General features: G+C 70.2%; 24 protein-coding genes and 1 pseudogene. 15 read left to right on the top strand and 10 right to left on the bottom strand.

Annotated elements, in window-relative coordinates:
* Positions 1-58: 58 nt before the first annotated feature.
* A complete protein-coding gene (locus tag ACQPZF_RS31955) occupies positions 59-862 on the bottom strand; it encodes a S1 family peptidase (protein WP_433263347.1) in 804 nt (267 codons plus the stop codon).
* A 130-nt stretch (positions 863-992) separates the two neighbouring features.
* Positions 993-2,492: an aldehyde dehydrogenase family protein gene (locus ACQPZF_RS31950; protein WP_433263345.1), complete on the bottom strand. Its 1,500-nt coding sequence runs from the start codon at positions 2,490-2,492 to the stop codon at positions 993-995.
* A gap of 82 nt (positions 2,493-2,574) precedes the next feature.
* Between ACQPZF_RS31950 and ACQPZF_RS31945 the strand changes: the two genes are divergently transcribed.
* A complete protein-coding gene (locus tag ACQPZF_RS31945; RefSeq protein ID WP_433263343.1) occupies positions 2,575-3,492 on the top strand; it encodes a LysR family transcriptional regulator in 918 nt (305 codons plus the stop codon).
* Position 3,493: 1 nt separating this feature from the next.
* Here ACQPZF_RS31945 and ACQPZF_RS31940 read toward each other — a convergent pair whose 3' ends face one another.
* Both ACQPZF_RS31940 and ACQPZF_RS31935 read right to left on the bottom strand, forming a co-directional pair.
* On the bottom strand, positions 3,494-4,000 hold the full coding sequence (locus ACQPZF_RS31940) for a DUF664 domain-containing protein (RefSeq protein ID WP_433263341.1): 507 nt from the start codon (positions 3,998-4,000) through the stop codon (positions 3,494-3,496).
* Positions 3,997-5,582: pseudogene (locus ACQPZF_RS31935) on the bottom strand (thiamine pyrophosphate-binding protein). Before ACQPZF_RS31935 ends, ACQPZF_RS31940 begins: the two are co-directional and overlap by 4 nt.
* 790 nt (positions 5,583-6,372) lie before the next feature.
* On the opposite strand from ACQPZF_RS31935, the gene ACQPZF_RS31930 reads away from it, so the two are divergent.
* From ACQPZF_RS31930 to ACQPZF_RS31900, 7 genes are all read left to right on the top strand, one after another.
* Positions 6,373-7,341: a hypothetical protein gene (locus ACQPZF_RS31930; RefSeq protein WP_433263338.1), complete on the top strand. Its 969-nt coding sequence runs from the start codon at positions 6,373-6,375 to the stop codon at positions 7,339-7,341.
* Positions 7,342-7,531: 190 nt separating this feature from the next.
* Positions 7,532-8,143 carry an ANTAR domain-containing response regulator gene (locus tag ACQPZF_RS31925; RefSeq protein WP_433263336.1) on the top strand — a complete coding sequence of 204 codons (612 nt, stop codon included), beginning with the start codon at positions 7,532-7,534 and terminating at the stop codon, positions 8,141-8,143.
* Positions 8,144-8,405: 262 nt separating this feature from the next.
* Entirely contained in the window at positions 8,406-9,581 is a 1,176-nt protein-coding gene (locus tag ACQPZF_RS31920; RefSeq protein ID WP_433263334.1) for a branched-chain amino acid ABC transporter substrate-binding protein, read from the top strand.
* Between the two features lie 134 nt (positions 9,582-9,715).
* The gene (locus tag ACQPZF_RS31915) at positions 9,716-10,678 is read left to right on the top strand and encodes a branched-chain amino acid ABC transporter permease (RefSeq protein WP_433263332.1); all 963 of its coding nucleotides are present in this window, start codon (positions 9,716-9,718) and stop codon (positions 10,676-10,678) included.
* Positions 10,675-11,817, top strand: coding sequence for a branched-chain amino acid ABC transporter permease (locus tag ACQPZF_RS31910; protein WP_433263330.1), 1,143 nt, complete (start codon positions 10,675-10,677; stop codon positions 11,815-11,817). Before ACQPZF_RS31915 ends, ACQPZF_RS31910 begins: the two co-directional genes overlap by 4 nt.
* A 35-nt stretch (positions 11,818-11,852) precedes the next feature.
* Positions 11,853-12,593, top strand: coding sequence for an ABC transporter ATP-binding protein (locus ACQPZF_RS31905; RefSeq protein WP_433274788.1), 741 nt, complete (start codon positions 11,853-11,855; stop codon positions 12,591-12,593).
* On the top strand, positions 12,583-13,287 hold the full coding sequence (locus ACQPZF_RS31900; RefSeq protein ID WP_433263328.1) for an ABC transporter ATP-binding protein: 705 nt from the start codon (positions 12,583-12,585) through the stop codon (positions 13,285-13,287). The genes ACQPZF_RS31905 and ACQPZF_RS31900 overlap by 11 nt, the downstream gene beginning before the upstream one ends.
* Positions 13,288-13,443: 156 nt before the next feature.
* Here the strand turns inward: ACQPZF_RS31900 and ACQPZF_RS31895 are convergent, their stop codons facing one another.
* Both ACQPZF_RS31895 and ACQPZF_RS31890 read right to left on the bottom strand, forming a co-directional pair.
* A complete protein-coding gene (locus ACQPZF_RS31895) occupies positions 13,444-13,974 on the bottom strand; it encodes a hypothetical protein (RefSeq protein ID WP_433263326.1) in 531 nt (176 codons plus the stop codon).
* 22 nt (positions 13,975-13,996) lie between these two features.
* Positions 13,997-14,428 (bottom strand): hotdog fold thioesterase, encoded by a 432-nt coding sequence (locus ACQPZF_RS31890; protein ID WP_433274786.1) that lies wholly within the window; start codon positions 14,426-14,428, stop codon positions 13,997-13,999.
* Between the two features lie 77 nt (positions 14,429-14,505).
* On the opposite strand from ACQPZF_RS31890, the gene polA reads away from it, so the two are divergent.
* A complete protein-coding gene (polA, locus tag ACQPZF_RS31885; RefSeq protein WP_433263324.1) occupies positions 14,506-17,175 on the top strand; it encodes a DNA polymerase I in 2,670 nt (889 codons plus the stop codon).
* A 73-nt stretch (positions 17,176-17,248) separates the two neighbouring features.
* Here the strand turns inward: polA and ACQPZF_RS31880 are convergent, their stop codons facing one another.
* On the bottom strand, positions 17,249-17,692 hold the full coding sequence (locus ACQPZF_RS31880; RefSeq protein ID WP_433263322.1) for a winged helix-turn-helix transcriptional regulator: 444 nt from the start codon (positions 17,690-17,692) through the stop codon (positions 17,249-17,251).
* A gap of 75 nt (positions 17,693-17,767) precedes the next feature.
* Between ACQPZF_RS31880 and ACQPZF_RS31875 the strand changes: the two genes are divergently transcribed.
* Positions 17,768-18,274 (top strand): N-acetyltransferase family protein, encoded by a 507-nt coding sequence (locus ACQPZF_RS31875; RefSeq protein ID WP_433263320.1) that lies wholly within the window; start codon positions 17,768-17,770, stop codon positions 18,272-18,274.
* Between the two features lie 13 nt (positions 18,275-18,287).
* Positions 18,288-19,586, top strand: coding sequence for a hypothetical protein (locus ACQPZF_RS31870; protein ID WP_433263318.1), 1,299 nt, complete (start codon positions 18,288-18,290; stop codon positions 19,584-19,586).
* 112 nt (positions 19,587-19,698) lie between these two features.
* Here the strand turns inward: ACQPZF_RS31870 and ACQPZF_RS31865 are convergent, their stop codons facing one another.
* A complete protein-coding gene (locus tag ACQPZF_RS31865) occupies positions 19,699-20,319 on the bottom strand; it encodes a hypothetical protein (protein ID WP_433263315.1) in 621 nt (206 codons plus the stop codon).
* A 105-nt stretch (positions 20,320-20,424) separates the two neighbouring features.
* A complete protein-coding gene (locus ACQPZF_RS31860; RefSeq protein WP_433263313.1) occupies positions 20,425-20,880 on the bottom strand; it encodes a DUF1453 domain-containing protein in 456 nt (151 codons plus the stop codon).
* Positions 20,881-20,945: 65 nt separating this feature from the next.
* On the opposite strand from ACQPZF_RS31860, the gene ACQPZF_RS31855 reads away from it, so the two are divergent.
* From ACQPZF_RS31855 to ACQPZF_RS31845, 3 genes are all read left to right on the top strand, one after another.
* Entirely contained in the window at positions 20,946-21,536 is a 591-nt protein-coding gene (locus tag ACQPZF_RS31855) for a TetR/AcrR family transcriptional regulator (RefSeq protein WP_433263311.1), read from the top strand.
* Positions 21,537-21,651: 115 nt separating this feature from the next.
* Positions 21,652-22,248, top strand: coding sequence for a shikimate kinase (locus tag ACQPZF_RS31850; RefSeq protein ID WP_433263309.1), 597 nt, complete (start codon positions 21,652-21,654; stop codon positions 22,246-22,248).
* Positions 22,245-22,916, top strand: coding sequence for a hypothetical protein (locus tag ACQPZF_RS31845; RefSeq protein ID WP_433263307.1), 672 nt, complete (start codon positions 22,245-22,247; stop codon positions 22,914-22,916). Before ACQPZF_RS31850 ends, ACQPZF_RS31845 begins: the two co-directional genes overlap by 4 nt.
* Here ACQPZF_RS31845 and ACQPZF_RS31840 read toward each other — a convergent pair.
* Positions 22,913-23,521: a TetR/AcrR family transcriptional regulator gene (locus tag ACQPZF_RS31840; protein ID WP_433263305.1), complete on the bottom strand. Its 609-nt coding sequence runs from the start codon at positions 23,519-23,521 to the stop codon at positions 22,913-22,915. The two genes, ACQPZF_RS31845 and ACQPZF_RS31840, sit on opposite strands and share 4 nt — an antisense overlap.
* Before the next feature lie 230 nt (positions 23,522-23,751).
* On the opposite strand from ACQPZF_RS31840, the gene ACQPZF_RS31835 reads away from it, so the two are divergent.
* Positions 23,752-24,993, top strand: a complete 1,242-nt coding sequence (locus tag ACQPZF_RS31835) for an IS110 family transposase (RefSeq protein ID WP_433263303.1) — start codon at positions 23,752-23,754, stop codon at positions 24,991-24,993.
* Positions 24,994-25,017 lie beyond the last annotated feature (24 nt).

Genomic DNA, 25,017 nt, shown 5'->3' with positions numbered 1-25,017 from the left:
GCCGTGGACCACTACCACCCCGGCGGCGGTGGCAGCGGTCCGAGTGGCCCGTCGAACGCTAGGGCCGCGCCAGCCCGCAGCCGGGCGCGGTCAGGTCGATCCGCCCGCCCCCTGGCAGGCACGGCACCATCTGGTACGTCTGCTGCGCGTACCCGATGCCGCGCCGCACGGTGACCGTGCCGGACTGGTCGACCTCACAGGGGTTGTTGGTGGTGCACCGGCCGCCGCTCTCGTTGCCGGTGTTGTTCACGCCCACCACCTTGCCGGACGCCACGTCCACCACGGGCGAGCCGGACGTGCCGCCGACGACGTTGCACGACGCGGTGTAGCGCATCGAGTCCTGCCACGTCCAGTTGCCCTCGCGCAGCCGGTACACGTACCCGTCCGCCCGGCACGAGTAGATCCGCTTCCAGTAGCCCGACACCACCCGGATGTCGATGCCGACCGCCGGGTGCTGCGGCGACAGCTCCAACGCCCGCGTGCCCATGCCCTCGACCTGCGCGTAGGTCGCGGTCAGCCGGTACAGCGCCGCGTCCGTGCCGGTCATCGTCGCGTACAGCAGCCGTTCGGCGCGCAACGTGCCCAGCGAGCCGCTGCCGTTGCGGTCGAGCAGGGAGAACGAGCGGCTCACCGCCTGGTCCACGATCACCTCGCGGTCCGCCATGAGCTTCACGCAGTGGCCGTTGGTGAGCACCAGCGCCCGGTCCGACGACTGCGCCGTCGGCGTCCGGACCACGGAGCCCGAGCAGTTGTTCAACGCCACGATCCCGGTGAAGTCCACCGCCGCGGCTCGGGCCGGCGCCGCGAACACGGTCAGGACGAGCACGGCAGCGAGCACCGCGCCTGGCAAACGCTTGGCCATCAGTTGGATCCTCCTCCGAAGTACGGGGCATCCAACCAGCAGTTTGTCGCTCTCAGTGCCCGACACGCTACGGCCAGGAGTCGGGTTCACCGGTAAGCGCGAATCACCGGCACCCGCGGGTCCGCCGCGGTCACGCGTCCAGCCGGAAGTCGAGGTCCGCGTCGATGGCCGGGCCGCCCACCCGCGCCTTGTGCACCGAGCCCGAGTAGTCCCAGTCCATCGACTGCCAGCGGGTGAACTGGTCGAGCACCCACATGCCGGACTGGCGGGAACCGTTGCCGGACTTGCCGTTCCCGCCGAACGGCAGGTGCGCCTCGGCCCCCGAGGTGGAGTTGTTGACGCTCACCGTGCCCGCGGCGATCCCGTTCCGGAACGCGAACACCTTGTTCGGGTCGGTGGTGTAGATCGAGCAGGACAGCCCGTAGCCGGGCAGGTTGCCCAGTTCGACGGCCTCGTCCAGGGTCCGGTACGCCGTCACGCCGACCAGCGGCCCGTAGGTCTCCTGCCGGAACACCTCGTCGTCCGGCCGCACGCCGGCCACGATCACCGGGTGGTAGAACAGCCCGCCGTCCGGGTCGCCGAGGAAACCCTTGCGGGGGTTGGACTCCGTGATCCGCCCGACGCCGGTCGACCCGTGCGCCGAGTGGTGGTCGCGAATCCAGCCGAGGTACTTCTCGAAGGCCACCGCGAACTTGCCGTCCAGCATCGGCCCGTACAGCACGTCGCCCGACGGGTCGCCCACCACGGCGCTCTCGGTCGCCGCCGCGAACCGGCGCAGGAACTCGTCGTGCACCGACTCGTGCACGATCGCGGTGCCCAACGACGTGCAGCGCTGCCCGCCCATGCCGAACCCGGAGGACAACGCGCCCCGCACGGCCAGGTCGAGGTCCGCGTCCTCGGTGACCACCATCGGGTTCTTGCCGCCCAGCTCCAGGCACGGCGCCTGGAGGTGCCGCCCGCACAGCTCGCCGATCAGCGCGCCCACCTCGGACGACCCGGTGAAGCCCACCTTGTCCACCAGGCGCTCCTCCAGCGCCAGCTCCAGCCCCCGGAAGGTCTGCGACCCCTCGGCGAAGACGACGTTCAGCACGTCCTCGGGCAGGCCGGCCGACACGAGGATGTCGTAGAACGCCTGCGCGGACGCGGCGGAGTACTCGGCGGGCTTCCACACCACGGTGTTCCCGCACAGCAGCGCGGGCACGATGTGCCAGGAGGGCACGGCCACCGGGAAGTCGCCCGCGGTGATGAACGCCGTCACGCCGACCGGGTTGCGGAACGTGAAAAGCTGCTTGTCCGGCATCTCCGACGGCACCGTCTGCCCGTACAGCCGGCGGCCTTCGCCGAGGAAGAACGCGCAGGTGTCCACGATCTCCCGCACCTCGCCGCGCGCCTCGGCCAGCGGCTTGCCGATCTCGCGGGTCACGATCCGGGCCAGCGCCTCCGCGTTGGCCTCCACGAGTCTGCCGATGTCGGCGACCACCTGTCCGCGCACCGGGGCGGGCACCCGCGCCCACTCGCGTTGCGCCTGCTTGGCGAGGCGGGCGGCGGCGGCGAACTCCTCCGCGCCGACCAGTTCGACGTGTGCGACGACATCGTTGAGGTCGGCCGGATTCGTGGACACGTAGGTCATGGCCCTCAGCGTGGTGGGCCGCCGCCGGGGTGCCAAGGCCCCGCAGGGTGAAACCTCGGTGCTGCCAGCATAAGGTGAACTGGTGCTCAACCCCCTTCACTTGCGCACCCTGGTAGAGGTCGTGAAGACCGGTTCGTTCGCCGGGGCGGCGCGGTCGCTCGGGTGCACCCCGTCGGCGGTCTCGCAGCAGGTGTCGGCGTTCGAGCGGGCGGTGGGCGTGACCCTGTTCGAACGCGGGGCGCACAGCATCCGGCCCGGGTGGGCCGCGCGGTACATCGCGGACCGCGGCGCGGAGCTGCTGGCCGCGCTGGACGGCTTCGAGCGGGAGATCGCGGGCCTGGTGAAGGGCCTGCGCGGACGCCTGCGGCTGGGCACGTTCCCCACCGCGTCGGCGCGCGTGGTGCCGCACGCCGTGGCGCGGCTGGCGGCCGACCGGCCGGACGCGGAGATCCTGCTGGACGAGGCCGAGCCGGACGACGTGCTGCCGCTGGTGTTGGCGGGCTCGCTGGATCTGGCCCTGGTGTACGCCTACGACCTGGTGCCCCGGACGTGGCCGGCCGAGCTGACCGTGTTGCCGCTGCTGGACGAGACGGTGCTGGTGGTGCTGCCCGAGGGCCACCCGGCGAACCGGCCGCAGGTCCGGGTGGAGGAGCTGCGCGAGGAGCGGTGGATCTCCAGCCGGGACGGCACGCCGGGCGCGACGTGCGCGGTGCGGCTGTGCGCGGCGCACGGGTTCACGCCCCGGATCGCGTTCCGCAGCAGCGACTACGGCGTGGTGCGCGGCCTCGTGCAGGCCGGGGTGGGGGTGGCTCTGGTGCCCGCGCTGGGTTTCGAGCCGCTGGCCGGGATCGTCGGTCGTCCGCTGCGGGGGAAACCGTTGCGGCGGCACGTGTTCGCGGTGCACCGGACCGCCAACGCGAACCCGCTGCTGCGGGGCGCGTTGGCGGCGTTGGGTTCCGCGTGCGACCAGGTGGCGGGTGAGCACCTGGCGCGGGTGTGAGCTACTCGCCCTTCTCTCCGTCGGCGAGTTCGCGCAGGAAGTCCAGGTGCCCGACGTGCCGCCCGGTCTCCTGGATCAGGTGGGCGAGCACCCACCGCACGGTCCGGCCCTTGCCGTCGTGGTCGCCGCGCGTCCGGTCGCCGGGCCGGAGCCCGTCCAGCGCCTTGGCGGACAGCTCCCACTCGGCGCGGTACTCCGCGATCACGGAGTCGACCGTGTCCTCGTCGTGCAACTGCCACGACGCGTCGGCGTCCGCGCCCCACAGCGACGGCAGCTCCACGCCACCCGCCTCGATGGACAGCCACCATCGCTCGACCGCCGTCAGGTGTCTGAGCACGCCCAGCGCGCTCACCACCGGCGACGTCGGGATGGGGGTGGCCGCCGCCAGTTCCCGGCTCAGCCCCTCGACCTTCGACACCGCCGTGATCCGCAGGAACGTCAAGAAGTCCGTCAGCAGCCGCAGCTCGTCGTCCGCCGCCGCGGCCGGCCACACTCTAGTCGAACTCATGTTCGAACCCTACGGTACCACCGCGGCGAGGTGTTCGGCGGGGGGCGCAAAGCCGCCCGCACGACCAGCAGGTTCGGCCCGTCCCGCGCCGTGAACTCCTGGAGCTTCTTCGCGAATTCTCCGGTGAAACCGTCCACTTCGGACGCTTCGACCCCGAAACTCCGTGCCAGCGCAACGAAATCCGGCGTGTGCAGGTCCACGCCGTACGCCGGGTGCCCCGCGCTCACCTGGTCGTGGCGCAACATCCCGTACCCGCCGTCGTCCACCAGCACCACCGTCACCGGCAGCCGTTCCTGGTGCGCGGTCGCCAACTCGCCACACCCGAACAGGAACCCGCCGTCCCCGCACACCGCGACGACCCGCCCGGCGACCGCCGCGCCCAACGCGGCCGGAAACCCGAAGCCGAGCGTGCCCCAGCCCACCGGGTACGCCAGGTGGCGCGGCGCGGTGACCTTCAGGAAGCCGCCGACCCAATACCCGGCCACGCACATGTCCGCGACCACCCGGTGGCCCTCCAACGCTTCCAGCAGCGGCACGGCCTGCGGCTCGTCGTCGGCGACCGCCCGGCGCACCACCGCGTTCAACTCCGCGACCCGCGCGGCGGCGATGCGGTCCGGACGCCGGGGGAGCGCCCGGACGAGCGCCTCGGTGACCAGCCGGGCGTCCCCGCGCAGCGTCACGTCCGGCGGGTAGTTGCGGATGGCGTCGACGTTGACGCTGACGAGCCTGCGCGGAGCGGGCTGCAGCCAGTTCTGCGTCATCATGCCGTCGAAGTCGCTGCCGATCCCGACCACGAGGTCCGCGTCGTCCCACAACGCCCCGACCGCCGGCAGGTGCACCGGCCCGTGCACGACGTGGGGGTGGTCCACCAGCCCACGCGCGCCGTACGTCGTGACGACCGGCGCGTCGAGCCGGTCCGCCAACGCGCCCACCGCCGGCCCGGCCCGTGCCCGCTGCGCGCCTCCTCCAGTCCAGACCAGCCGCCGGGTCGAGGCGGTGAGGAGGGCGAGCGCCTCGTCCAGCGGCGGCACGGCCCGGGGGCTGGTCGGGATCTTGCTCCACGGACCGGCGTCGGCGGTCAGGAAGTCGGTCGGGATGCCCAGGTAGACCGGCCCGTGCGGGGCGGTGGTGGCCAGCAGGGCGGCGCGGTCGGCGTCCGCGCCGAGGGCGTCGGCACTGCGCGCCGTCCAGCCGCCTTTGACCACCGGGAGGAACATCGCGCGCTGGTCACGGGTCTCGTGCAGGACACCCCGGTACGCGCCGGGACGGCGCAGCGCGGAGGGGATGTCGGTGGCGATGACGAGGACGGGCGAACCGGACGCCATCGCCTCCCCGGTGGCGGCGAGGCAGTTGGCCGCCCCCGGCCCGGTCGTGACGAGCGCGACCCCGAGCCTCCCGGTGGTCCGCGCGTACCCGTCGGCGGCGTAGCCGGCGGTCTGCTCGTGCCGGAGCCGATGAGCCGCATGCCGGACGTCCGCAACGCCTCCCAGACCGGCAGGTTGTGCACACCGGGCAGCCCGAAGACGACCTCGACGCCGTGTGCGCCCAACACCTCCAGCAACCTCTCCGCGCCGTTCGTCATGGGGCTGAAGTTATGGACTCCGGATTGCCGGGGCAATGAGCCTTGGTGCTGTGCTCGGGATCAGTCGGGGGAACGTCCGAACGGGGCTGTCGGGTGCGCTCGAACGGGCGATACCGACCTCGGACGGGTCCGCTCGTGACCTGGGATCTCGCGCGGTCTGGGTTCGCGCGGTCTGGGTTCGCGTGGCCTGGCGTTCGCACGCGGCTCCCGTCGCGGCGTCGTTGAATGAGCACCGGATACACGACATCGCTCGGGCGCTTCGACTGGGCAGGCGCTTCGACTGGGCAGGCGCTTCGACTGGTCGGGCACTTCGACGCGGCCAGACCTCCGGGCGCTCACCGTCGTCGCCGAACCGCACTCTTCGACGCCTCCGGACGGCCGTGCCTCCGGACGGCTCGTGGCCTCCGGCCCCCATCTCGATTGTCCCACCTGATGCCGACAGTTCTTCGTCGCGAAGCTGAGGGGCCTGAGAGCCGAAGCCGAGAACCCCAGAGCAACTCCCAGCGAACCCCAGATCAGTTCTCGGCAAACCACCTGCCGGCCCGATAACCCCCGAAGGACCGTCGGTGTGCCATGCGACAATGGAATCGGGGCCGGAGGCCAACGCTGGTACCCTGGAGCACGGCGTGTATGGGCAGACGTGAGGCTGGAGCCACTCCCCGGCAGCCGGGTGGCGTGATCCGCCGCAGGGTGTAGGCACCCCTGACCATGAGGCAACACCACAAACCACACCGTTGACGCGTGTACGCGTCCTTGTGCGCCGAGCCGGGCGGCGGGAGCGAGGACCGCGATGGCACGTTCGTCATTGACCGAACAATTGGTCGACCTGCGCCGCGGCTATACCGGCGAAAACCTGAGCCAGGCCGTCCCGGCGGTCAAAACCGTCCTGCACGCGCTGCCCGACGACCGGCGCGAACGGGTGGTCGACGCGCTCAACGGCCGGGCCGACGTGCGGGGGCTGTTCCTGCCCGACGCGCCGTCCGACGACCAGCGGACCCTGGAGTGCGTGGTCCTCCAGAGCGCCACCGACGCCTCGGTCCACCTGCAGCTCCGGCCGCCCGCGTCGATGCTGCGCCCGGCTCACGTGTTCCACGCCGTCGAGCCGGCCGACACCCCGCGCCTGCACCTCGCCGAGCACGCCCTCGGGCCGCTGCTCTACGAGATGCTGCCCAGGCACGAGGACCGGTGGATCGCCGGTGTCGCCGGGTTCCGGGTCGAACGGCACCCGAGGTCGGTCGAGATCCGGTTGCTGGACCTCGACGCGAGCGTCGTCCTGTCCAACGTCGACGAGGCCGCCTGGCAACTCGGCATGAACTACGTTCACAACCTCCTCAAAGGCCGTGACCTGCCCAGGACGTTCATCGAAGGGCCGTTGAGCCCCGCCGAGCGCGAGCACCTGGCGGAGTTCCCGCGGCCGACCGGGCTCGGCAGCGCGGTGCTCCGCCGTTACCGCCTGTTCACCGCCGCGCCGTGGCTCCGGTCGCTGCCTCAGCGCGACCAGTGGTGGCTGGAGTGGCCGCAGAGCCTCGGCGTGCCGAAGGTGGCCGACCGGCTGCTGCACCCCGTGTTCGGCCTGCCGAACGCCGTCGAGACGCCCAGCCCGTCCGGCGGGCTCGGCCTCACCACCGGCTGGCACGACCTCTACCTGCGGGAAGTCGACCCGCCCGACCCGGCCAAGGAGGAGGCGCTCGGGGCGTTCGACTGGCCGGAGGGCGTCACGGGCTGGTGGGAGCCACCGCAGCGGGAGACCGTCCGGTAGCGACCCGGGTTTCCCCCGGGTGGCGACCGCGCCGACCGGGCCGGCGGCACCCCGATTCCACGGAGTGCCGCCGGTGGCCGCGATCACGGCCCGACCGGACTGTGCGCACACCACGCGCCGGTAGACTGCCCTTTCACCCGGTGCGTTCGCGTCGAGTGCCGCCAGTGCCGAAACCGTTTGGAGGACCCCGGTGACCCAACAGGCTGCCGAGGCCCAGTCCGCGGGCCAAGCCGCGCCGCGTCGCGTGCTCGTGGCCGAGGACGAAGCCCTCATCCGCCTCGACCTCGTCGAGATGCTGCGCGAGGAGGGCTACGAGGTGGCAGGGCAGGCCGCCGACGGCGACGAGGCGGTCACGCTGGCCGAGGAGCTGCGGCCCGACCTGGTCATCATGGACGTGAAGATGCCGAAGGTGGACGGCATCGAGGCGGCCAGCGCTATCGCGGCCAAGCGCATCGCGCCGGTCGTCATCCTCACCGCGTTCAGCCAGCGCGACCTGGTGGAGCGGGCCCGTGACGCGGGCGCGATGGCCTACCTGGTGAAGCCGTTCGCCAAGCGCGACCTGGTGCCCGCGATCGAACTGGCCATGAGCCGGTTCGCCGAGTTGCAGGCGCTGGAGAACGAGGTCGCCGGGCTCACCGAGCGGCTGGAGACGCGCAAGGTCGTCGAGCGCGCGAAGGGCCTGCTGATGACGGAACAAGGTCTGTCGGAACCCGAGGCTTTCCGCTGGGTGCAGCGCACCGCGATGGATCGCCGCACGACCATGAAGGCGGTGGCCGAAGCGGTCATCGAAAACTTCGGCTGAGATACCTGTTCGGAAATCGGACACACCGCCGGCACATTGTTGGTTACTGCCCGCATTGACCTTGTGACCTGCGGCGATTTGAGCTGGATTTAAGGGTGTGAACGTCCGCGCATTTGCCTGTAAGTACCGTCACAATGTGGACACAGAGCAGTAAGACCACCTGTTCACCGAACACGACTGAAGCTACGTTCCTGCCCTAACCCAAGCCCTCGTGTGAGGGCGCCGCCTACCGGCGGGCTGGTTGGTCATGGGAGGTATTCCGGTGTCAGGAGCACGACTCGGCCGAGTTCTGGTGCTGGCGGTGGCTTCGTCGCTGGCGCTCGCGGCTTGCGCCGGCGGCGGTGGCGGCGGCACGACAGGCGGCGACGTCACGTCGGTCAAGATCGGGTTCATGGGTGACCTCACCGGTGAGAACTCCGCGATCGTCATTCCGCCGTACAACGGCGCCAAGATGGCGATCGACGAGTACAACGCCAAGAACCCCAAGGTCAAGATCGAACTGATCAAGTACGACAGCCAGGGCAAGCCCGAGCAGGCCACCTCGCTGCTCGCCCAGGCCGTCAACACGGACAAGATCGTCGCCCTCATCGGGCCGGCGTTCTCCGGTGAGTCCAAGGCCGTCGGCGGCACGCTGGAGGAGAGCAAGCTCCCCAGCATCTCGCCGTCCGCCACGGGCCCCGGCCTCGGCAAGAACGGCTGGAAGTACTGGCACCGCGTCGTGGCGAACGACGAGGACCAGGGTCCGCGCGTCGCCGAGTTCCTGGTGACCGCGAAGTCGCCGAAGAAGGCGTTCGTGCTGTCCGACGACCAGGAGTACAGCGTCGGCATCGCGGAAGCGGTCGTCAAGACGTTCAAGGACAAGGGCGTCGAGGTCGAGACCGACAAGTTCTCCAAGGACGCGTCGGACTACTCGTCCACGGTCACCAAGGTGAAGGCCGCCAACCCGGACGTGATCTTCTTCGGCGGCTACTACGCCCAGGGCGGCCGGCTGCTCAAGCAGCTCCGTGACAACGACGTGAAGACCATGTTCGCCTCCGGCGACGGCTCGCTCGACCAGCAGTTGGTGACCAGCGCCGGCGCCGACAAGGCCGAGGGCGCCGTGCTCGCCTGCCCGTGCAACATCCCGACCTCGGGTGTGACCGGCACGCTGAAGACGTTCTTCGACAACTACAAGAAGAGCGCGGGCACCGACCCGGCCATCTACGCGACCGAGGGCTACGACGCGGCGACCGCGTACATCAAGGCCATCGAGGCGGGCAAGACCACGTCCGAGGACATCAACAACTTCCTGTCCACGGTGAACTTCGAGGGCGTCTCCAAGCCGATCAAGTTCAAGTCGAACGGCGAGCCGGAGAACGCGTCGATCTTCGTCTACCAGGTCAAGGGTGGTGTCCTCAAGCTGCTCGGCCCGTCGGCCAGCGCCAAGCTGGAGGGCTGATCTCCGAGACGGTTTTTCACCGAGTTAGGTCGCGCTGGGGAGCGGGAGCGTCGTCGAACGTCGACGGCTCCCGCTCCCCACCCCTATGGCGCAGAAGTTTGTCCCCCCGCCCCGTCTCGTGAGGCAAACCTGTCATGCTTGATGATTTCCTCAGCCAGTTCCTACCCAGCACGGTGGGTGGACTGGTGATCGGCTCGATCTACGCGCTGATCGCCCTGGGCTACACGATGGTCTACGGCGTCCTGCGTCTGATCAACTTCGCGCACTCCGAGATCTTCATGATCGGCACCTTCGCGTCCCTGGTGACGCTGCTGGCGTTCGCGCCGACCGCGCCGTTCACCGGGTTCGCCCTGGTCGGCATGTTGCTGTTGCTGATGCTGATCTCCGCGGTCGTCTCCGGGGTGTCCGCGGTGGCCCTCGAAGCCGTGGCCTACCGGCCGCTGCGCAAGCGCGGCGCGACCCGGCTCGCGGCCCTGATCTCCGCGATCGGCGCGTCGCTGTTCCTCCAGGAGCTGTTCGGCCTGCTCGTGATCGAGTGGCTGATCGACAAGCCGGGCCGCAACCAGGCGTCGGCGCCCCGGTTCGTCGGCCGCGACACCCTGTTCTCGATCGGCAACGTGGACGTGCGGCTCGACCAGGTGATCGTCGTCGTGGCGGCGGTGCTGGTGATGGTCGCGCTCGACCGGGTGGTGAACAAGACGAGGATCGGCCGCGGCATCCGGGCCACCGCCCAGGACCCCGAGGCCGCCGTCCTGATGGGCGTCAGCATCGACAACGTCGTGCGGGTGACGTTCCTGCTCGGCGGCGCGATGGCCGGCGTGGCCGGCTCCCTGTACATCATGGAGGTCGAGAACACCAGTTACCTGATCGGCTTCGTGCTCGGCATCAAGGCGTTCACCGCGGCCGTGCTCGGCGGCATCGGCAACCTGCGCGGCGCGCTGCTGGGCGGCATCGTGCTCGGTCTCATCGAGAACTGGGGCGCCATCTTCCTCGGTTCCGAGTGGAAGGACGTCATCGCGTTCACCGTCCTGGTGGTCGTGCTGATGTTCCGCCCGACCGGCATCCTCGGCGAAACGCTGCAGAAGGCACGCGCATGAAAGGCGACGAAGTGGCGACGGAACACAACCCGGGCAAGCGCCGCGGCTTCGCGGTCGTGGGGCACGGGATCGACCGGCTGCGGGACTGGTGGGAGCAGGCGAAGGTCTGGCAGCGGTACTTGGTCTACATCGCCCTGGTGGTCGGCGCGCTCATCCTGCCCGCGCCCGCCATCGGGACATTCATGTCGCCCGGCTCGGACTGGACGACCGTGCTGGTCTACCCGATCGGCGTCTACATCCTGCTGGCGGTCGGCCTCAACGTGGTCGTCGGCCAAGCGGGCCTGCTGGACCTGGGCTTCGTCGCGTTCTTCGCGATGGGCGGCTACTCCGTCGCCTACTACGGCACCAACTTCGGCTGGAACTACTGGGCCACGGTCGCCTTCGGCATCATCCTCGCGGCCGTGTCGGGCGTCATCCTCGGCGCTCCGACACTGAGACTGCGCGGCGACTACCTGGCGATCGTGACACTCGGGTTCGGCGAGATCGTCCGCATCACCGCGAACAACACCGACGAGATCGGCGGCGCGCGCGGCATCTCCGGCATCCCGCACCCGCCGCCCATGTTCGGCACGAAGTTCTCGATCCTCGCCGCGCCGTACTACTACCTGATCGTCGCGGCCATCGTGCTGGTCATCATCTTCTCGGTGCGGCTGCAGAAGAGCCGGGTCGGCCGGGCGTGGGGTGCGATCCGGGAGGACGAGGACGCGGCCGAGCTGATGGGCGTGCCGACGTTCAAGTTCAAGCTGCTGGCGTTCGCGATCGGTGCCATGATCGGCGGCCTGGCGGGCGGCATCCACGCGGGCAAGGCGAACTTCATCGACCCCAACACGTTCCCGTTCATCCTGTCCGCGACGATCCTCGCCGCGGTCGTGCTGGGCGGCTCGGGCAACCTGCCGGGCGTGATCCTGGGCGCGTTCCTCATCGGCTGGCTCCCGGAGCGGTTCCGCGACTTCGCGGAGTACCGCATCCTGATCTTCGGCGGCGTGCTGGTGCTGATGATGGCGCTGCGGCCGGAGGGCCTGCTGCCGTCGCGGCGGCGCAAAGCGGAACTACACGAGGGAACAGGCGGAATGGGCACCATGGGCGCGGAGGTCCTGGGTCCGGACACGGACGTCGCGACGACGGAGGCGGCCAAGTGAGCACTCCCCCCGCCCTTCAGTTGGACAACGTGACGATGCGCTTCGGCGGCGTGGTGGCGCTGCGCGAGGCCAAGATGAGCATCGCGGAAGGCGAGATCTTCGCCCTGATCGGCCCGAACGGCGCGGGCAAGACCACGGTGTTCAACGTGGTCACCGGCGTCTACCAGCCGTCCGAGGGCCAGGTGCTGTTCCAGGGTAAGCGGATCGACGGCACCAAGCGGTTCAAGATCACCAAGCAGGGCATCGCCCGGACGTTCCAGAACATCCGGCTGTTCCACAACATGTCGGCCCTGGAGAACGTCATGGTGGGCGCCGACGCGCACCACCGGACGGGCGCGGTCGCCGCGACGCTGAACCTGCCGTGGCACCGCAAGGAGGAGAAGCGCGGACGCGAGCTGGCGCGGGAGCTGCTCGACTTCGTGGGCATCTCCGCCCGCATGACCGAGACGGCGAAGAACCTGCCGTACGGCGACCAGCGCAGGCTGGAGATCGCCCGCGCCCTGGCCACCGACCCGAAGCTGCTGCTGCTCGACGAGCCGGCCGCCGGCATGAACCCGGCGGAGAAGGAGGCGTTGCAGCGCCTCATCAGGAAGATCCGCGACAGCGGCCGGACCGTGCTGCTGATCGAGCACGACATGAGCCTGGTCATGGGCGTGAGCGACCGCGTGGCGGTGCTCGACTTCGGCCAGCTTATCGCAGAAGGGCTGCCGCACGAGGTGCAGAACAACCCGAAGGTCATCGAGGCCTACCTGGGGGTGTCCGAAGATGCTTCTTGAGATCAAGGACATCCACGTCCACTACGGCAAGATCGCCGCGATCAAGGGCATCAGCCTGCAGGTCAACGAGGGGGAGATCGTCTCCCTGATCGGCGCGAACGGCGCGGGCAAGACGACCACCCTGAAGACCATCTCCGGCCTGCGCCCGCTGACCAGCGGCAAGGTGATCTTCAACGGCGCCGACATCTCCCGGATGCCGGGCCACAAGCGGGTCCAACTGGGCATCGGCCAGTCCCCGGAAGGCCGGGGCGTGTTCCCCGGCATGACGGTGCAGGAAAACCTCCTGATGGGCGCGTACACCAGGAAGGACGACCTGGGCGCGGACCTGGCCGAGGTGTACGAGCTGTTCCCGAGACTGGCGGAACGCAAAACCCAGTTCGGCGGCACCATGTCGGGCGGCGAACAGCAGATGATCGCCATCGGCCGAGCCTTGATGACCAAGCCGAAGGTCCTCCTGCTGGACGAACCGTCAATGGGCCTGGCGCCCATGCTCATCGCACAGATCTTCAACATCATCAAAGAAATCAACAGGCGCGGCACGACCGTGCTGCTGGTCGAGCAGAACGCCCAACAGGCACTGAAACTGTCCGACCGGGCTTACGTCCTGGAAACGGGCAGGGTGGTGAAGTCGGCCGGCGGCCTGGAACTACTGGACGACCCGCAAGTGCGCGCGGCCTACCTGGGCGGCCACTGAAAAGGCGAAGACCAAGACGAACACCCCGTTAACCACGGAAGGCCCGCCGGCACCACCGGCGGGCCTTTCCTCATGCGCAGCCTTCAGCTCCAGCGCGCCGCACACACCTGTAGGCCGTCCCTGGCAGTTCGACCGAAGCGAGCGAGACGCCCAACCTCACTGACCCAGCAAGATCTCCGTGCCGGACTCGTCCTTGAGATCCGTCAACGTGGGCCCACCGAACACCCGCAAAGCCGACGGCGAGGCAGTCAACGGCAGGTCGTAGTACACGTCGTACTCCAACCGGACATTAGCCCCGAGATCGATGACCTCAGGCTGCCGCTTGATGGTCATAGCCTGGGAATCCACTACGTACTCGACCCGCTGGGCATCCAACAACACATGCCGACGGGCATCGAACGAAACACCACTGCGCCCGTTGTTGATCACCGACATCCGAATCCGGACGAACTGCCCCTGCGCCTCGAACTCGGCGTGACTGCCGATCAGCGCCCGCATCCCGGTGGTAAGCCCGAGCAAGGTGAACGCGGTATCCCCGTCAGCAGTGGTGGACACCCGAAGCACCCGCTCATCCGGCCGCACCGGAACAGTGGGCACCGGGTAGGCGGACACAACCGGATCCACCGCAGCCGGCGCGCTGGTACAACCCACAGCCACCACAGCCACCACCGCCAGAACCCACCGCATCCCTAGACCTTAGGCGGCATCCCTAGCCCTTAGGCGGCGCATCCCGCAAAAAACACGTGAGCCGGGCAGTGCAACTCCGCCGCCCCTGCTCATCACTGATCACGATCTCGAACGTAGCCGTGGACCGCCCCAGGTGGAGAGGCGTGCAGACCCCGGTGACAACCCCCTCCGACACACCCCGATGGTGCGTGCAGGACAGCTCCACCCCGACCGCGATCCGCGAGGGAGCAGCGTGCATGGCCGCCGCCATCGACCCCAGAGTCTCGGCCAACACCGCGTTCGCCCCACCGTGCAACAACCCGTAAGGCTGACGGTTGCCCTTCACCGGCATGGTGGCGACCATCCGGGAGGCATCCCACTGGGTGACTTCGATACCCATCCGGGCGATTAGCTGCTCATGGGCGACCTCGTGATCGGCGCCAGGCATGTCGACCCCGGGCACGTCATCTTGCATTGGGCTCACGCGCTGCTCCACTCGGTGCATGACTGTCTAGGTGCAGGACTGTCGGACCCTCACCCTAGACTCGCCCCGTGAGCACTTCAGGAGCCTCCCGTCTGCTGCTGGTCGACGGCCACTCGATGGCCTACCGGGCGTTCTTCGCGCTGCCCAAGGAGAACTTCCAGACCGGCACGGGCCAGACCACCAACGCGGTCTACGGCTTCACCTCGATGCTGATCAACCTCCTGCGCGACGAGCAGCCCACGCACATCGCGGTGGCGTTCGACGTCTCGCGCAAGACCTTCCGCACCGAGACCTACGCGGAGTACAAGGCCGGTCGCAGCGCGACACCGGACGAGTTCCGCGGCCAGGTCAGCCTCATCCAGGACGTGCTGGGCACGCTCAACATCCCCACCCTGGAGAAGGACAACTACGAGGCCGACGACGTCATCGCGACGCTCACCACGCAGGCCACGGACCTCGGCTTCGAAGTGCTCATCTGCACCGGCGACCGGGACGCGTTGCAGCTCGTCACCGACAAGGTGACGGTGCTCTACCCGGTCAAGGGCGTGTCCGAGATGGCCCGCTACACGCCGGAGCTGGTGCTGGAGAAGCAGGGCGTCCCGCCCGACCTGTACGCGGACTACGCGGCGGTGCGCGGCGACTCGTCGGACAACCTGCCCAACACTCCCGGCGTGGGCCCGAAGACGATCGTGAAGCTGCTCAACCAGTTCGGCTCGCTGAACGGCCTGATCGACCACGTGGACGAGGTCCCCGGCAAGGTCGGCGACGCGATCCGCGCCAACCTGACCAACATCATGATGAACCGGCAGCTCACCGAGCTGGTCCGGGACGTCGAGCTGCCGATCGGCCCGGCCGGCCTGGAGGCCCGGCCGTGGGACCGGGACGCGGTGCACCGGCTGTTCGACGAGCTGGAGTTCCGCGTGCTGCGGGACCGGCTGTTCGCGACGCTCCCCACCGCCGAGCCCGAGGCCGAGGAGGGCTTCGAGGTCTCCGGCGGCGCGGTGGGCCCCGGCGAACTCGCGTCCTGGCTGGCGACCCACGCGAGCGGCGGCCGGGTGGGGCTGGCGTTCCGCGAGGCGTCCGGCGACCTGGAGGGCATCGCGTTCGCCGGTGCCGAGGGCGGCTACGTCGAGGTCGCGGCCCTCACCGAAGGCGACGAGAACGCCCTCGCCGCGTGGCTGTCCGACGAGGCCGTCAAGAAGGCCGGCCACGACCTCAAGCTCCCGCTCCGGGCGCTGCGCGCGAGGGGCTGGCGGCTGAAGGGCCTGACCAGCGACACCGCGCTGGCCGCCTACCTGGTCCGCCCCGGCCAGCGCAGCTTCGCCCTCGACGACCTGGCGCTGCGCTACCTCCAGCGCGAGCTGCGGGCCGAGGAGCCGGACGACGGGCAGCTTTCCCTCCTGGCCGACGAGGAGGAGGACCGCCAGAAGACCGCCCAGGCCGCGATCGTCCGCGCCTTCGCCGTTGCCGAGCTGGCCGACGCGCTGGACGCGCGGCTGGTGGAGACCGGCCAGGACACCCTCCTCGCCACCCTCGAACTCCCGCTGATGAACGTGCTGGACGAGGTCGAGGCGGTGGGCATCGCGATCGACTCCGAGCACCTGGCGGCGCTGGAGGCCCACTTCGCGGCCGGTGTGAAGCAGGCCGCGCAGGACGCGTACGCGGTGATCGGCAAGGAGATCAACCTCGGCTCGCCCAAGCAGCTCCAGGCGGTGTTGTTCGACGAGCTGAACATGCCGAAGACGAAGAAGACCAAGACCGGCTACACCACCGACGCGGACGCCCTGCAGAACCTGTTCGAGCAGACCGAGCACCCGTTCCTGCAACACCTGCTGGCGCACCGGGACGTGACCCGCCTCAAGTCCACGGTGGACGGCCTGCTCAAGTCGGTGGCGGACGACGGCCGCATCCACACCACGTTCCACCAGACGATCGCGGCGACCGGCCGGCTGTCCTCGACGGACCCGAACCTCCAGAACATCCCGATCCGCACCGACGAGGGCAGGCGGATCCGCGAGGCGTTCGTGGTCGGCCCCGGCTACGCCGAGCTGATGACCGCCGACTACAGCCAGATCGAGATGCGGATCATGGCACACCTGTCGGAGGACGCGGGCCTGATCGAGGCCTTCCGGTCCGGCGAGGACCTGCACACCTTCGTGGCCTCGCGCGCCTTCTCGGTGCCCACCTCCGAGGTGAGCGGCGAGCAGCGCCGCCGCGTCAAGGCCATGTCCTACGGCCTGGCCTACGGGCTGTCCGTCTACGGCCTGGCGCAGCAGTTGCGCATCTCGGCCGAAGAGGCCCGCGACCAGATGGAGGCGTACTTCGCCCGGTTCGGCGGCGTGCGCGACTACCTGCACGCGATCGTGGAGGACGCCCGGAAGAAGGGCTACACCGAGACCATCCTCGGCCGCCGCCGCTACCTGCCCGACCTGACCAGCGACAACCGGCAGCGCCGGGAGATGGCCGAGCGGATGGCGTTGAACGCGCCGATCCAGGGCTCGGCGGCGGACATCATCAAGGTGGCGATGCTGGGGGTGTTCCGCGCGCTCCAGGAGTCGGGGCTCAGGTCCCGGATGCTGCTCCAGGTGCACGACGAACTCGTGCTGGAGATCGCCGACGGGGAACGCGAAGCGGTCGAAGCCCTCGTGCGGGAGCAGATGGGCCGCGCCTACGAACTGTCCGTGCCGATGGAGGTCTCGGTGGGCGTCGGCCGGTCGTGGGACGACGCGGCCCACTAGCGCAGGTCGGTTCGGCCTATTAGCAGCGGATCGGCGTGGCCTGCTGTGGAGCGGACAAGGCGGGACGCGCCACTCAACGCAGGGGCGTGACCCGGACGTCGCGTGCGGTCAGCTCACCACCGCACGCGGCGCACCCCACTTGGACGTCGACCTGCCCGCCGCACTCCCGGTGGTGCAGGCCGAACGACGGCCCCTCCTCGGGCGCCATCCACTTGTCGCCCCACTTCCGCAACGCCATCAGCACCGGGTAGAGGTCGAGCCCCTTCTCGGTCAGCCGGTACTCGTACCGCGTGCGCACGTCCTTGTACGCGACCCGGCGCAGGATGCCCTCCTCCACGAACTTCGCCAGCCGCTCGGTCAGCACGCTGCGCGAGATGTCCATCGCCGACTGGAAGTCCTCGAACCGCCGAGTACCCAGGAACGCCTGCCTGAGCAGCAGCAACGTCCACCGCTCGCCGAGCAGGGCGGCGGGCAACGACACGGTGCACAGCTCGTCGGCGACCTTCACAGGCGACATACCCGGAGAATACCCCTTGCATTCGGAAAACAGACCCAGCTACGGTTCGGATTCCGAACTTAGGGGGCCGGTGCCATGACCAGAGTCCGCGTGCTCGACCGGGAAGGCGCGGGGGCGGCGGTCGACGCCGTGTTCGAGGGCCTGTCCGCGCGGAGCCGCTACCTGCGATTCCACGCGCCGATGCCCAGGCTCACCGCCGCCATGCGCCGCCAGTTGACCGACCTGGACGGCCGCCGCAGGGCCGCCGTCGTCGCCGAGTGCGGGCGGCAGACCGTCGGAATCGCCCGATTGGCCGCGACCGACCAGGGGACGGCCGAGATGGCGATCGCCGTGGTCGACCGGTGGCAGCGCAAGGGTGTCGGCACCCGGTTGATCACTGCCCTGGGCAACCTCGCCACCGACCTGAGCTACCCGGGGCTGACCGGCGAGGTGCTGTACGAGAACCTGCCGGTGCTGCGGCTGGTGCGCCGCGCGTTCCCCGGAGCCCGGCTCGAACCGTCCGAGGACGAGGTGATCCGGATCAGCTACCCGCTCACCTCCACCCTCACCCACGAGGAGCTGGTGGCGGACTTGCGCTGGTGACCACAATCGAGTGATGCGACGAGCGCTGGGGTTGGCATCGGTCCTCATCCTGCTGTTCGCCACCTCGGCCGCCGCGACACCACCGCACGACCAGCCGCTGCCCGGCTACACGATCTCCAACCCGCCGCTCCCTCCCGCCTCCGTCGGCGGCGCGCCCAGCCGCGTGCTGCAAGGCGTGCACGAGCACGCCGGCTACATCGTGGAGGTCCCGCCGCGCTGGAACGGCCGGCTGGCGATGTGGGCGCACGGCCACCGGGGCGCGAGCACCGTCCTCACCGTCGAGCCGCCCGCCTACGAGCTGCGGCAACGCCTGCTCGACCAGGGTTTCGCGTGGGCGGCGTCCACCTACTACGCCAACGACTACGACGTGAAGGCCGGCGTCGAGAGCACGCACGACCTGGCCACGCACTTCACCACGCTGGTCGGCAGGCCCACGGACGTGTTCCTGGCCGGCGTCTCGATGGGCGGCCACGTGACCGGCCGCTCCCTGGAGCAGTACCCGGGCTTCTACCGCGGCGCGCTGCCGCTCTGCGGGGTGCTCGGCGACCAGGAGCTGTTCGACTTCCTGCTGGACTACCAGCTCACCGCCCAGGCCCTGGCCGGTGTCGACGCCTACCCGCTGCCCGCCGACTACGGTTCGGCGGTCGTGCCGCGGCTCAAGGCGGAGCTGGGGCTGGACGGCGTCCCGAACGAGCGCGGCGCGCAGTTCGCCCAGGTCGTGATCAACCGGACCGGCGGCGCACGGCCCGGCGCGCAGGCCGCGTTCGGGCTGTGGAAGGACTTCCTGTTCGACCTGGCCGCGGGGGGACGGGGCGACCGCCTGGCCGCCGACCCGCTCCAACTCGCCACCAACGTGGCCACCCGGTACACCCCGAACACGCCGGTCGACCTGAACCGCCGGGTGGAGCGGGTGTTCCCGGAGAACCTGAAAGCCCGGCTCACGCCCGCGCTGACCGAGATCCCGCGCATCGCGGGCCGCCCGACCGTGCCGGTGTTGTCCCTGCACGACCTGGGCGACCTGTTCGTGCCGTTCTCCATGGAGCAGCAGTACCAGCGGGACGTGCGGCTCAACGGGCGGTCGCACCTGCTGGCGCAGCGCGCCATCCGGGCCGCCCAGCACTGCGAGTTCAGCCCGGACGAGGTCGGCCGCGCCTGGGACGACCTGGTGACCTGGGTGGACACCGGCAAGCGCCCGGCGGCGGACGTCGTGGACGACCCCGCCGCCGTGGCGGCTCCGGACTACGGGTGCCGGTTCAGCGACCCCGAGGCCTACGGCACCGGCACCCGCCGGATGTTCCCGCCCTGCCCGTAGCCGCTGCCCAGCGGCTCACGACGACTCGGCGGTTCGCGACGACTCGGCGGTTCGCGACGACTCGGCGGTTCGCGACGACTCGGCGGTTCGCGACGACTCGGCGGTTCGCGGCTCAGCAGTTCGCGAAGACGTCCAGGAACGCCTGCTCGCCCTTGGGGTCGTCGTTGGCGAAGACCGCCTCCCGCAGGGCGCGGGCGGCGTCGCGGCACTTGACCATCGCCGCGCCGTCGTCCTCCGCGCGCTTGCGGGCGTTCTCGGCGACCTCGACCGCGTCCTTCGCCCTGGACGCCTCGTCCTGCGCGTCCTTCAACTGCTTGCCGGAATCGGTGAGCTGCTTTTCCTTGTCGGCCAATTGGCCGGTCAGCCGGTCGTTCTGCCCGACTTCATTGGAGTAGAGCACGCCGAACACACCGGCCGTCGCGAAGAACAGCACCGCGAGGACGGTCGCCACGACCAGTCCGGTCTTCTTCTTGCGCGGCGGTTCGGGTTCGGCGTCCGGCGGGGTGGCCGGGGTGAACTCCGATGTCGTCGGCAGTTGCACGGCGGGCTGGAACGACTGTTCGGCTCCGGGTCGGTAGGCCGAGGAGCCCACCTGGAACCCCTGGTCCGCGCCGGGCTGGTGCGCGGCCGTGGACTGGTCGGCCCGTGTCTCGCCGGGCAGGCCGTACGGCTCCAGCACCGGTACGCTCGGCGGTGGCGGGTTGTCCGGGCGTTCGGAGTCCGGGTACGTCATTGTTCCCCCTGTTATCAGCTCGCCACAGTATGAGGCCTGCCGGCGCACTTTCACACAGCAATTTCCCGGTTTTCCGAAATCCGCCGGCGTTACATGAACTGCGTCTCATCCACGCGCGAACGGGACACCGGAACGGACCGCGCGCAAACCGATCGGCACGAGTTCGCCGAGTAGTCCGACTCCGATGGACAACGTCATCGGTCGCGCTTCCGCGTGCATCCCGGCGGACACCGCGACGAACCCCAGACCGGCGTTCACCGCGAACGACCCGACCCACACCGCGAGCGTCCACGGCGTGTACCGCTGCCACAGCACGCCGTCGCGGGTGAACAGCCGGATCGTCGTGCCGCGCAGCACGCCCAGGGCCACGCCGACCACCGACCCGACCGCCAGCCAGAGCACGTCGACGGCGGTGAGGGGCGTCTTCGTCAGCCCGTAGATCCCGAAGCCGAGCAGCACCACCGGCGGCCCGACCAGGTCACGGGCGCTGAGCGGCTCACCGAGGAACCGCTTGACCACCACCGCCGCCACACCGACGGCGACCAACCCCCAGATCAACACACGAACCTCCTTCTTTGTGGCATGGCTGTGCTAATTAAGCTAGCACGACTGTGCTACAAAGAGGCGTGCCCAAGGTCGTCGACGCCGAAGCCCGCCGCCGCGAGGTCGCCGAGGCGGTGTTCCGGGTGGTCCGCGCGCAGGGCCTGGAGCAGGCGTCGCTGCGCAACGTCGCCGAGGAGGCCGGCCTGGCGATCGGATCGGTGCGGCACTACTTCACCGACCACGACGAGCTGCTGACGTTCGCGCTCGAAGCGCTCATCGAACGGGTCGAGCACCGTTTCCTGGCCCGCGTCGCGCAGGTGTACGCGGCGACGACCCCCGAAGACCGCCGGACCGCCGTGGAGGACCTGCTCGGTGAACTCCTGCCACTGGACCCCGACCGGCACGACGAGTCGGTGATCTGGCTGGAGTTCTCCAACGCCGCCCGCACCCGTCCCGCGCTGCGCCCGGCCGCCCGCAAGCTGCACGACGGCATCCGGACGCTCGTCCGCAAGGTGCTGGAGCGGGCGGGGGTGCCGGACGTGCCGGTGGAGACCGAACGGCTCGCCGCGCTGCTCGACGGCCTGGCGGTGAACGCCGTGCTCCAGCCCGACCTGACGACGCCGGACGTCATGCGCGCCGTGTTGCGCAGGCACCTCGCCGCGGTGCGCCCCTGACATCCACTGTGGACGGCCGCGCGTTCAGCGGAACGCTCGTCACGTTGCCTTGCCCGATCGGGTGGTACCCCTCGTGCGCCGGAGGGGGCTTGCGGGGCGACGGTAGCCTTTCCCGGTGCCGCTGTTAGGACCTACTGACGAGTTGCCGCACTCGCCGAGGCGGGTGCTGGTCGCGGGTACCTCGGGCGCGGGCAAGTCGACCATGGCCAGGTGGATCGCGGACGCCCTGGGACTGTCCTATGTGGAGATGGACTCGCTGTTCCAGGGTCCACAGTGGACTCCACGCGACGGGTTCGAGGCCGACGTGCGCGAACTGGTGAAGCGCGACGCGTGGGCGACCGAATGGCAGTACACGCTGGCCCGTCCGCTGCTGCTGGCCAGGGCGGACACGTTGGTCTGGCTGGACCACGCCAAGCACACGGTGCTGCGCAGGGTCGCGGTGCGGACGGTGGTGCGGCGGGTGCGCCGGCAGGAGCTGTGGAACGGCAACACCGAGCCACCCCTGCACACCGTGTTCACCGACCGCGAGCACCTGCTGCGGTGGGCGTGGAAGTCGCACGGCCGCACCCGCGACCGGATCACGGCGGTGCTGGCCGGCGAGCACGGGGCCCGACTGGCGGTGGTGCGGCTGCGCGGGCAGCGTGAAGTGGACCAGTGGCGCGCCGGTCCCCTCCGGCGTGCGGCGGAGCGCGGCGAGGAGTCGGTGCGATGAGTGGGCGGACGGCGCTGGTGCTCGGTGGCACCGGCATGTTGAAGGGCTGCGCGGACGACCTGCTGGCGCAGGGCTGGCGAGTGGTGCTGCCGTCCCGCAGGCCCCCGAGAGCGGGTATGGCGGCCCGCGCGGCCCTGGGCCGCCGCGGCCACGTGCCGCAGACCGCACCCTCGGAACTGCCGCAGGACGAGTCGCGGAACGTATCGCGAACCGCGGCCCCGGCCGGCTCGCGCGGCGCGTCCGGGACTGCCCCGCGGGACGGCGCGATCTGGGTCAGAGCCGACTGGGCCCACCCGGAGGAGCTGGCCGGACTCGTCGGCGACGTCCTGACCGCGCCGGCCGACCTGCTCGTGGCCTGGGTGCACCTCAGCTACCGCGCGCCGGTGCTGCGGGCCGTCGCGCCGCTGCTCGCGCCGCACGCCCCCGTGGTGGAGGTGCACGATAGCTGCGGCATCAACTCGCGGGAGGGCGTCCCCGACCCGGTCCTGCCCGGCCACCCCACCCAGCAGGTGGTGCTGGGCCTCGTCCGGCACGGCGGGGCCACCCGCTGGCTCAGCCACGAGGAGACCTCCGTCGGCGTGCTGGAGGCCGTGCACCGGGCGCTGGCGGGCCGGCAGTCGTCCGTGCACCAGGTCGGCGAGATCGACACCTGGGCCGTGCGGCCTTAGACCCGCAGTCCCCGGACCAGCAGCAACACCGCTTCCCGCACGTCGGCCAAGGTCCGTTCGGGCTGGAACACCTGCCAGTCCAGCGCGATCACCAGCAGGGTGCCGAACAACGCCGCCGACGCCGTCCCGACCTGCACGCCCGCCGGCAGCTTGCCCTCGTCGGACAGCCGCTGCATCTGCCCGCGCACGATGGACACGATGTCGTCGCGCAACAGGCTCAGCGTGCCGTGCCACTGTCCGGGCGTCCGCCACAGCTCGCTGACCAGTAGCTGTCCGAACGCCGGGTACTCGGCGAAGAACCCCAGCATCCCGTCGACCAGCGACTCCATCGCCCGCCCGGTCTCCGCCTCGCCCTCGGCCACCCGCAGCCGTCCCGCCAGCAGTTCCACGCCGTGCCGCAGCAGCGCGTCCACCAGGGCGTCCTTGCTGGCGAAGTTGTAGTACACGGTGCCCTTCGCCACCCCGGCCTCGGCGGCGATCTCGTCCACCGTCACGCTCGCCGCGCCGCGTTCGCCGACCAGCTTCAGCGCGGCGTCGAACAGCTTCTGCTTGGTGGCCGCGGTGCGGGCGGGGCGGGTGTTGGTCACTAGTGCACCCTCTTCCATGCAGGCGCCTGGATGGCGTTTGTGGTAGGAACCAGGCGGAAGTCGGGGTGACGGCCCATGTCGGTCGCCCTTCGAGGGCCTCTGTGACACTGCCGCCCCCGGCTTCCCCGGAACCGTTGATCGATGACAGAGGGACGCGCCGCAGAGCGCCGGTTAGTGACCACTCGACTGTCGGTTCCCTCGCCTCCGCCTGGTGACCGCCTCGCGCTGCGAGCAGGAAGGCGACCGGGGTGTCGCTGCAGAACGAGCCGTTGTTCTTCGTCGGGATCGACTGGGCCACGGCCGAGCACGCCGTGTGCGTCCTGGACCGGGCAGGCAGGCGGGTGACGGCGTTCACGGTCGGCCACACCGCCGCCGGGTTCGGGTCGTTGGCGGACAGGCTGGGCCGGCTCGCCGAGCCCGAACATGTCGCGGTGGCCATCGAGCGCCCGGACGGCCGCCTGGTCGACGCGCTGCTGACCGCCGGGCACCCGGTGATGCCGGTCAAACCCAACGCGATCAAGACCTGGCGCGAGTCCGAGGTGCTCTCCGGGGCCAAGTCCGACCGCGGTGACGCCGCCGTGATCGCGGACTACCTGCGCGTTCGTCACCACCGACTGCGACCCGCGACCCCCTACACCGGCGCGACCAAGGCGCTGCGGGCGGTGGTGCGCACCCGCACCGACCTGGTCCACGCCCGCGTCGCCGCGACCAACCAGCTCGCCGCCCTGCTGGATGCCCACTGGCCCGGCGCCGGAAAAATCTTCGCGCGTCTCACCTCGGGCATCGCCCTGGCGTTCCTGACCGAGTACCCCACCGCCGCCTCCGCCGCCGGACTGACCGAGAAACGCTTGGCCGCGTTCCTGCGGCGGCAGCACTACTCCGGGAAGAAACCGGCCGCCGACCTGCTCACCCGTCTGCGTCAAGCCCCGGCCGGGGTCACCGACCCGGCACTGTCCGAGGGCGTCCGTGACGCCGTGCTCGCCCAGGTCGGCGTCCTGACCGCACTCAACACCGCGATCAAGGCGTTGGACCGCTCGATCGGCGAGAAGATGGACACCCACCCCGACGGGGCCGTCTTCCGGTCCCTGCCCCGTGCCGGGACCGTCAACGCCGCCCAGGTCCTGGCCGAGTGGGGCGACGCCCGCGCCGCCTACACCCATCCCGACGCCGTCGCGGCGCTGGCCGGCATCACCCCCGTGACCAAGGAGTCCGGCAGGCAACGCGGCGTGTCCTTCCGTTGGGCCTGCAACAAACGCCTGCGCCAGGCCCTGACCACGTTCGCCGACAACAGCCGCCGTGCCAGCCCCTGGGCCGCCGACATCTACACCCGGGCCCGCGCCTCCGGGAAGGACCATGCCCACGCGATCCGCATCCTGGCCCGCGCCTGGACCCGCGTCATCTGGCGCTGCTGGCAGAACAACACGCCCTACGACCCTGAACTCCACGGCGGAGCCCGTCAGAACGCCACTGCCACACCTGCCGCGGCCTGATTTCGATCGTGAGGTTGACACAGG

Origin of the sequence: Actinosynnema sp. CS-041913, from assembly GCF_050942485.1 — a bacterium.
Lineage (GTDB): Bacteria > Actinomycetota > Actinomycetes > Mycobacteriales > Pseudonocardiaceae > Actinosynnema.
The sequence above is the reverse complement of the archived record's forward strand: the minus strand, read 5'-3'. Positions and strand labels throughout refer to the sequence as shown.

Bases quoted from the DNA above. Each gene is read 5' to 3' on its own strand.
- ACQPZF_RS31880 (WP_433263322.1), bottom strand. From the start codon at position 17,692: ATGTCGCCTGTGAAGGTCGCCGACGAGCTGTGCACCGTGTCGTTGCCC.
- ACQPZF_RS31845 (WP_433263307.1), top strand. From the start codon at position 22,245: ATGAGTGGGCGGACGGCGCTGGTGCTCGGTGGCACCGGCATGTTGAAG.
- ACQPZF_RS31950 (WP_433263345.1), bottom strand. From the start codon at position 2,492: ATGACCTACGTGTCCACGAATCCGGCCGACCTCAACGATGTCGTCGCA.
- ACQPZF_RS31870 (WP_433263318.1), top strand. From the start codon at position 18,288: ATGCGACGAGCGCTGGGGTTGGCATCGGTCCTCATCCTGCTGTTCGCC.
- ACQPZF_RS31930 (WP_433263338.1), top strand. From the start codon at position 6,373: ATGGCACGTTCGTCATTGACCGAACAATTGGTCGACCTGCGCCGCGGC.
- ACQPZF_RS31910 (WP_433263330.1), top strand. From the start codon at position 10,675: ATGAAAGGCGACGAAGTGGCGACGGAACACAACCCGGGCAAGCGCCGC.
- ACQPZF_RS31865 (WP_433263315.1), bottom strand. From the start codon at position 20,319: ATGACGTACCCGGACTCCGAACGCCCGGACAACCCGCCACCGCCGAGC.
- ACQPZF_RS31940 (WP_433263341.1), bottom strand. From the start codon at position 4,000: ATGAGTTCGACTAGAGTGTGGCCGGCCGCGGCGGCGGACGACGAGCTG.
- ACQPZF_RS31900 (WP_433263328.1), top strand. From the start codon at position 12,583: ATGCTTCTTGAGATCAAGGACATCCACGTCCACTACGGCAAGATCGCC.
- ACQPZF_RS31840 (WP_433263305.1), bottom strand. From the start codon at position 23,521: ATGGAAGAGGGTGCACTAGTGACCAACACCCGCCCCGCCCGCACCGCG.
- ACQPZF_RS31875 (WP_433263320.1), top strand. From the start codon at position 17,768: ATGACCAGAGTCCGCGTGCTCGACCGGGAAGGCGCGGGGGCGGCGGTC.
- ACQPZF_RS31895 (WP_433263326.1), bottom strand. From the start codon at position 13,974: ATGCGGTGGGTTCTGGCGGTGGTGGCTGTGGTGGCTGTGGGTTGTACC.
- ACQPZF_RS31955 (WP_433263347.1), bottom strand. From the start codon at position 862: ATGGCCAAGCGTTTGCCAGGCGCGGTGCTCGCTGCCGTGCTCGTCCTG.
- ACQPZF_RS31890 (WP_433274786.1), bottom strand. From the start codon at position 14,428: ATGCAAGATGACGTGCCCGGGGTCGACATGCCTGGCGCCGATCACGAG.
- ACQPZF_RS31905 (WP_433274788.1), top strand. From the start codon at position 11,853: ATGCGCTTCGGCGGCGTGGTGGCGCTGCGCGAGGCCAAGATGAGCATC.
- ACQPZF_RS31915 (WP_433263332.1), top strand. From the start codon at position 9,716: ATGCTTGATGATTTCCTCAGCCAGTTCCTACCCAGCACGGTGGGTGGA.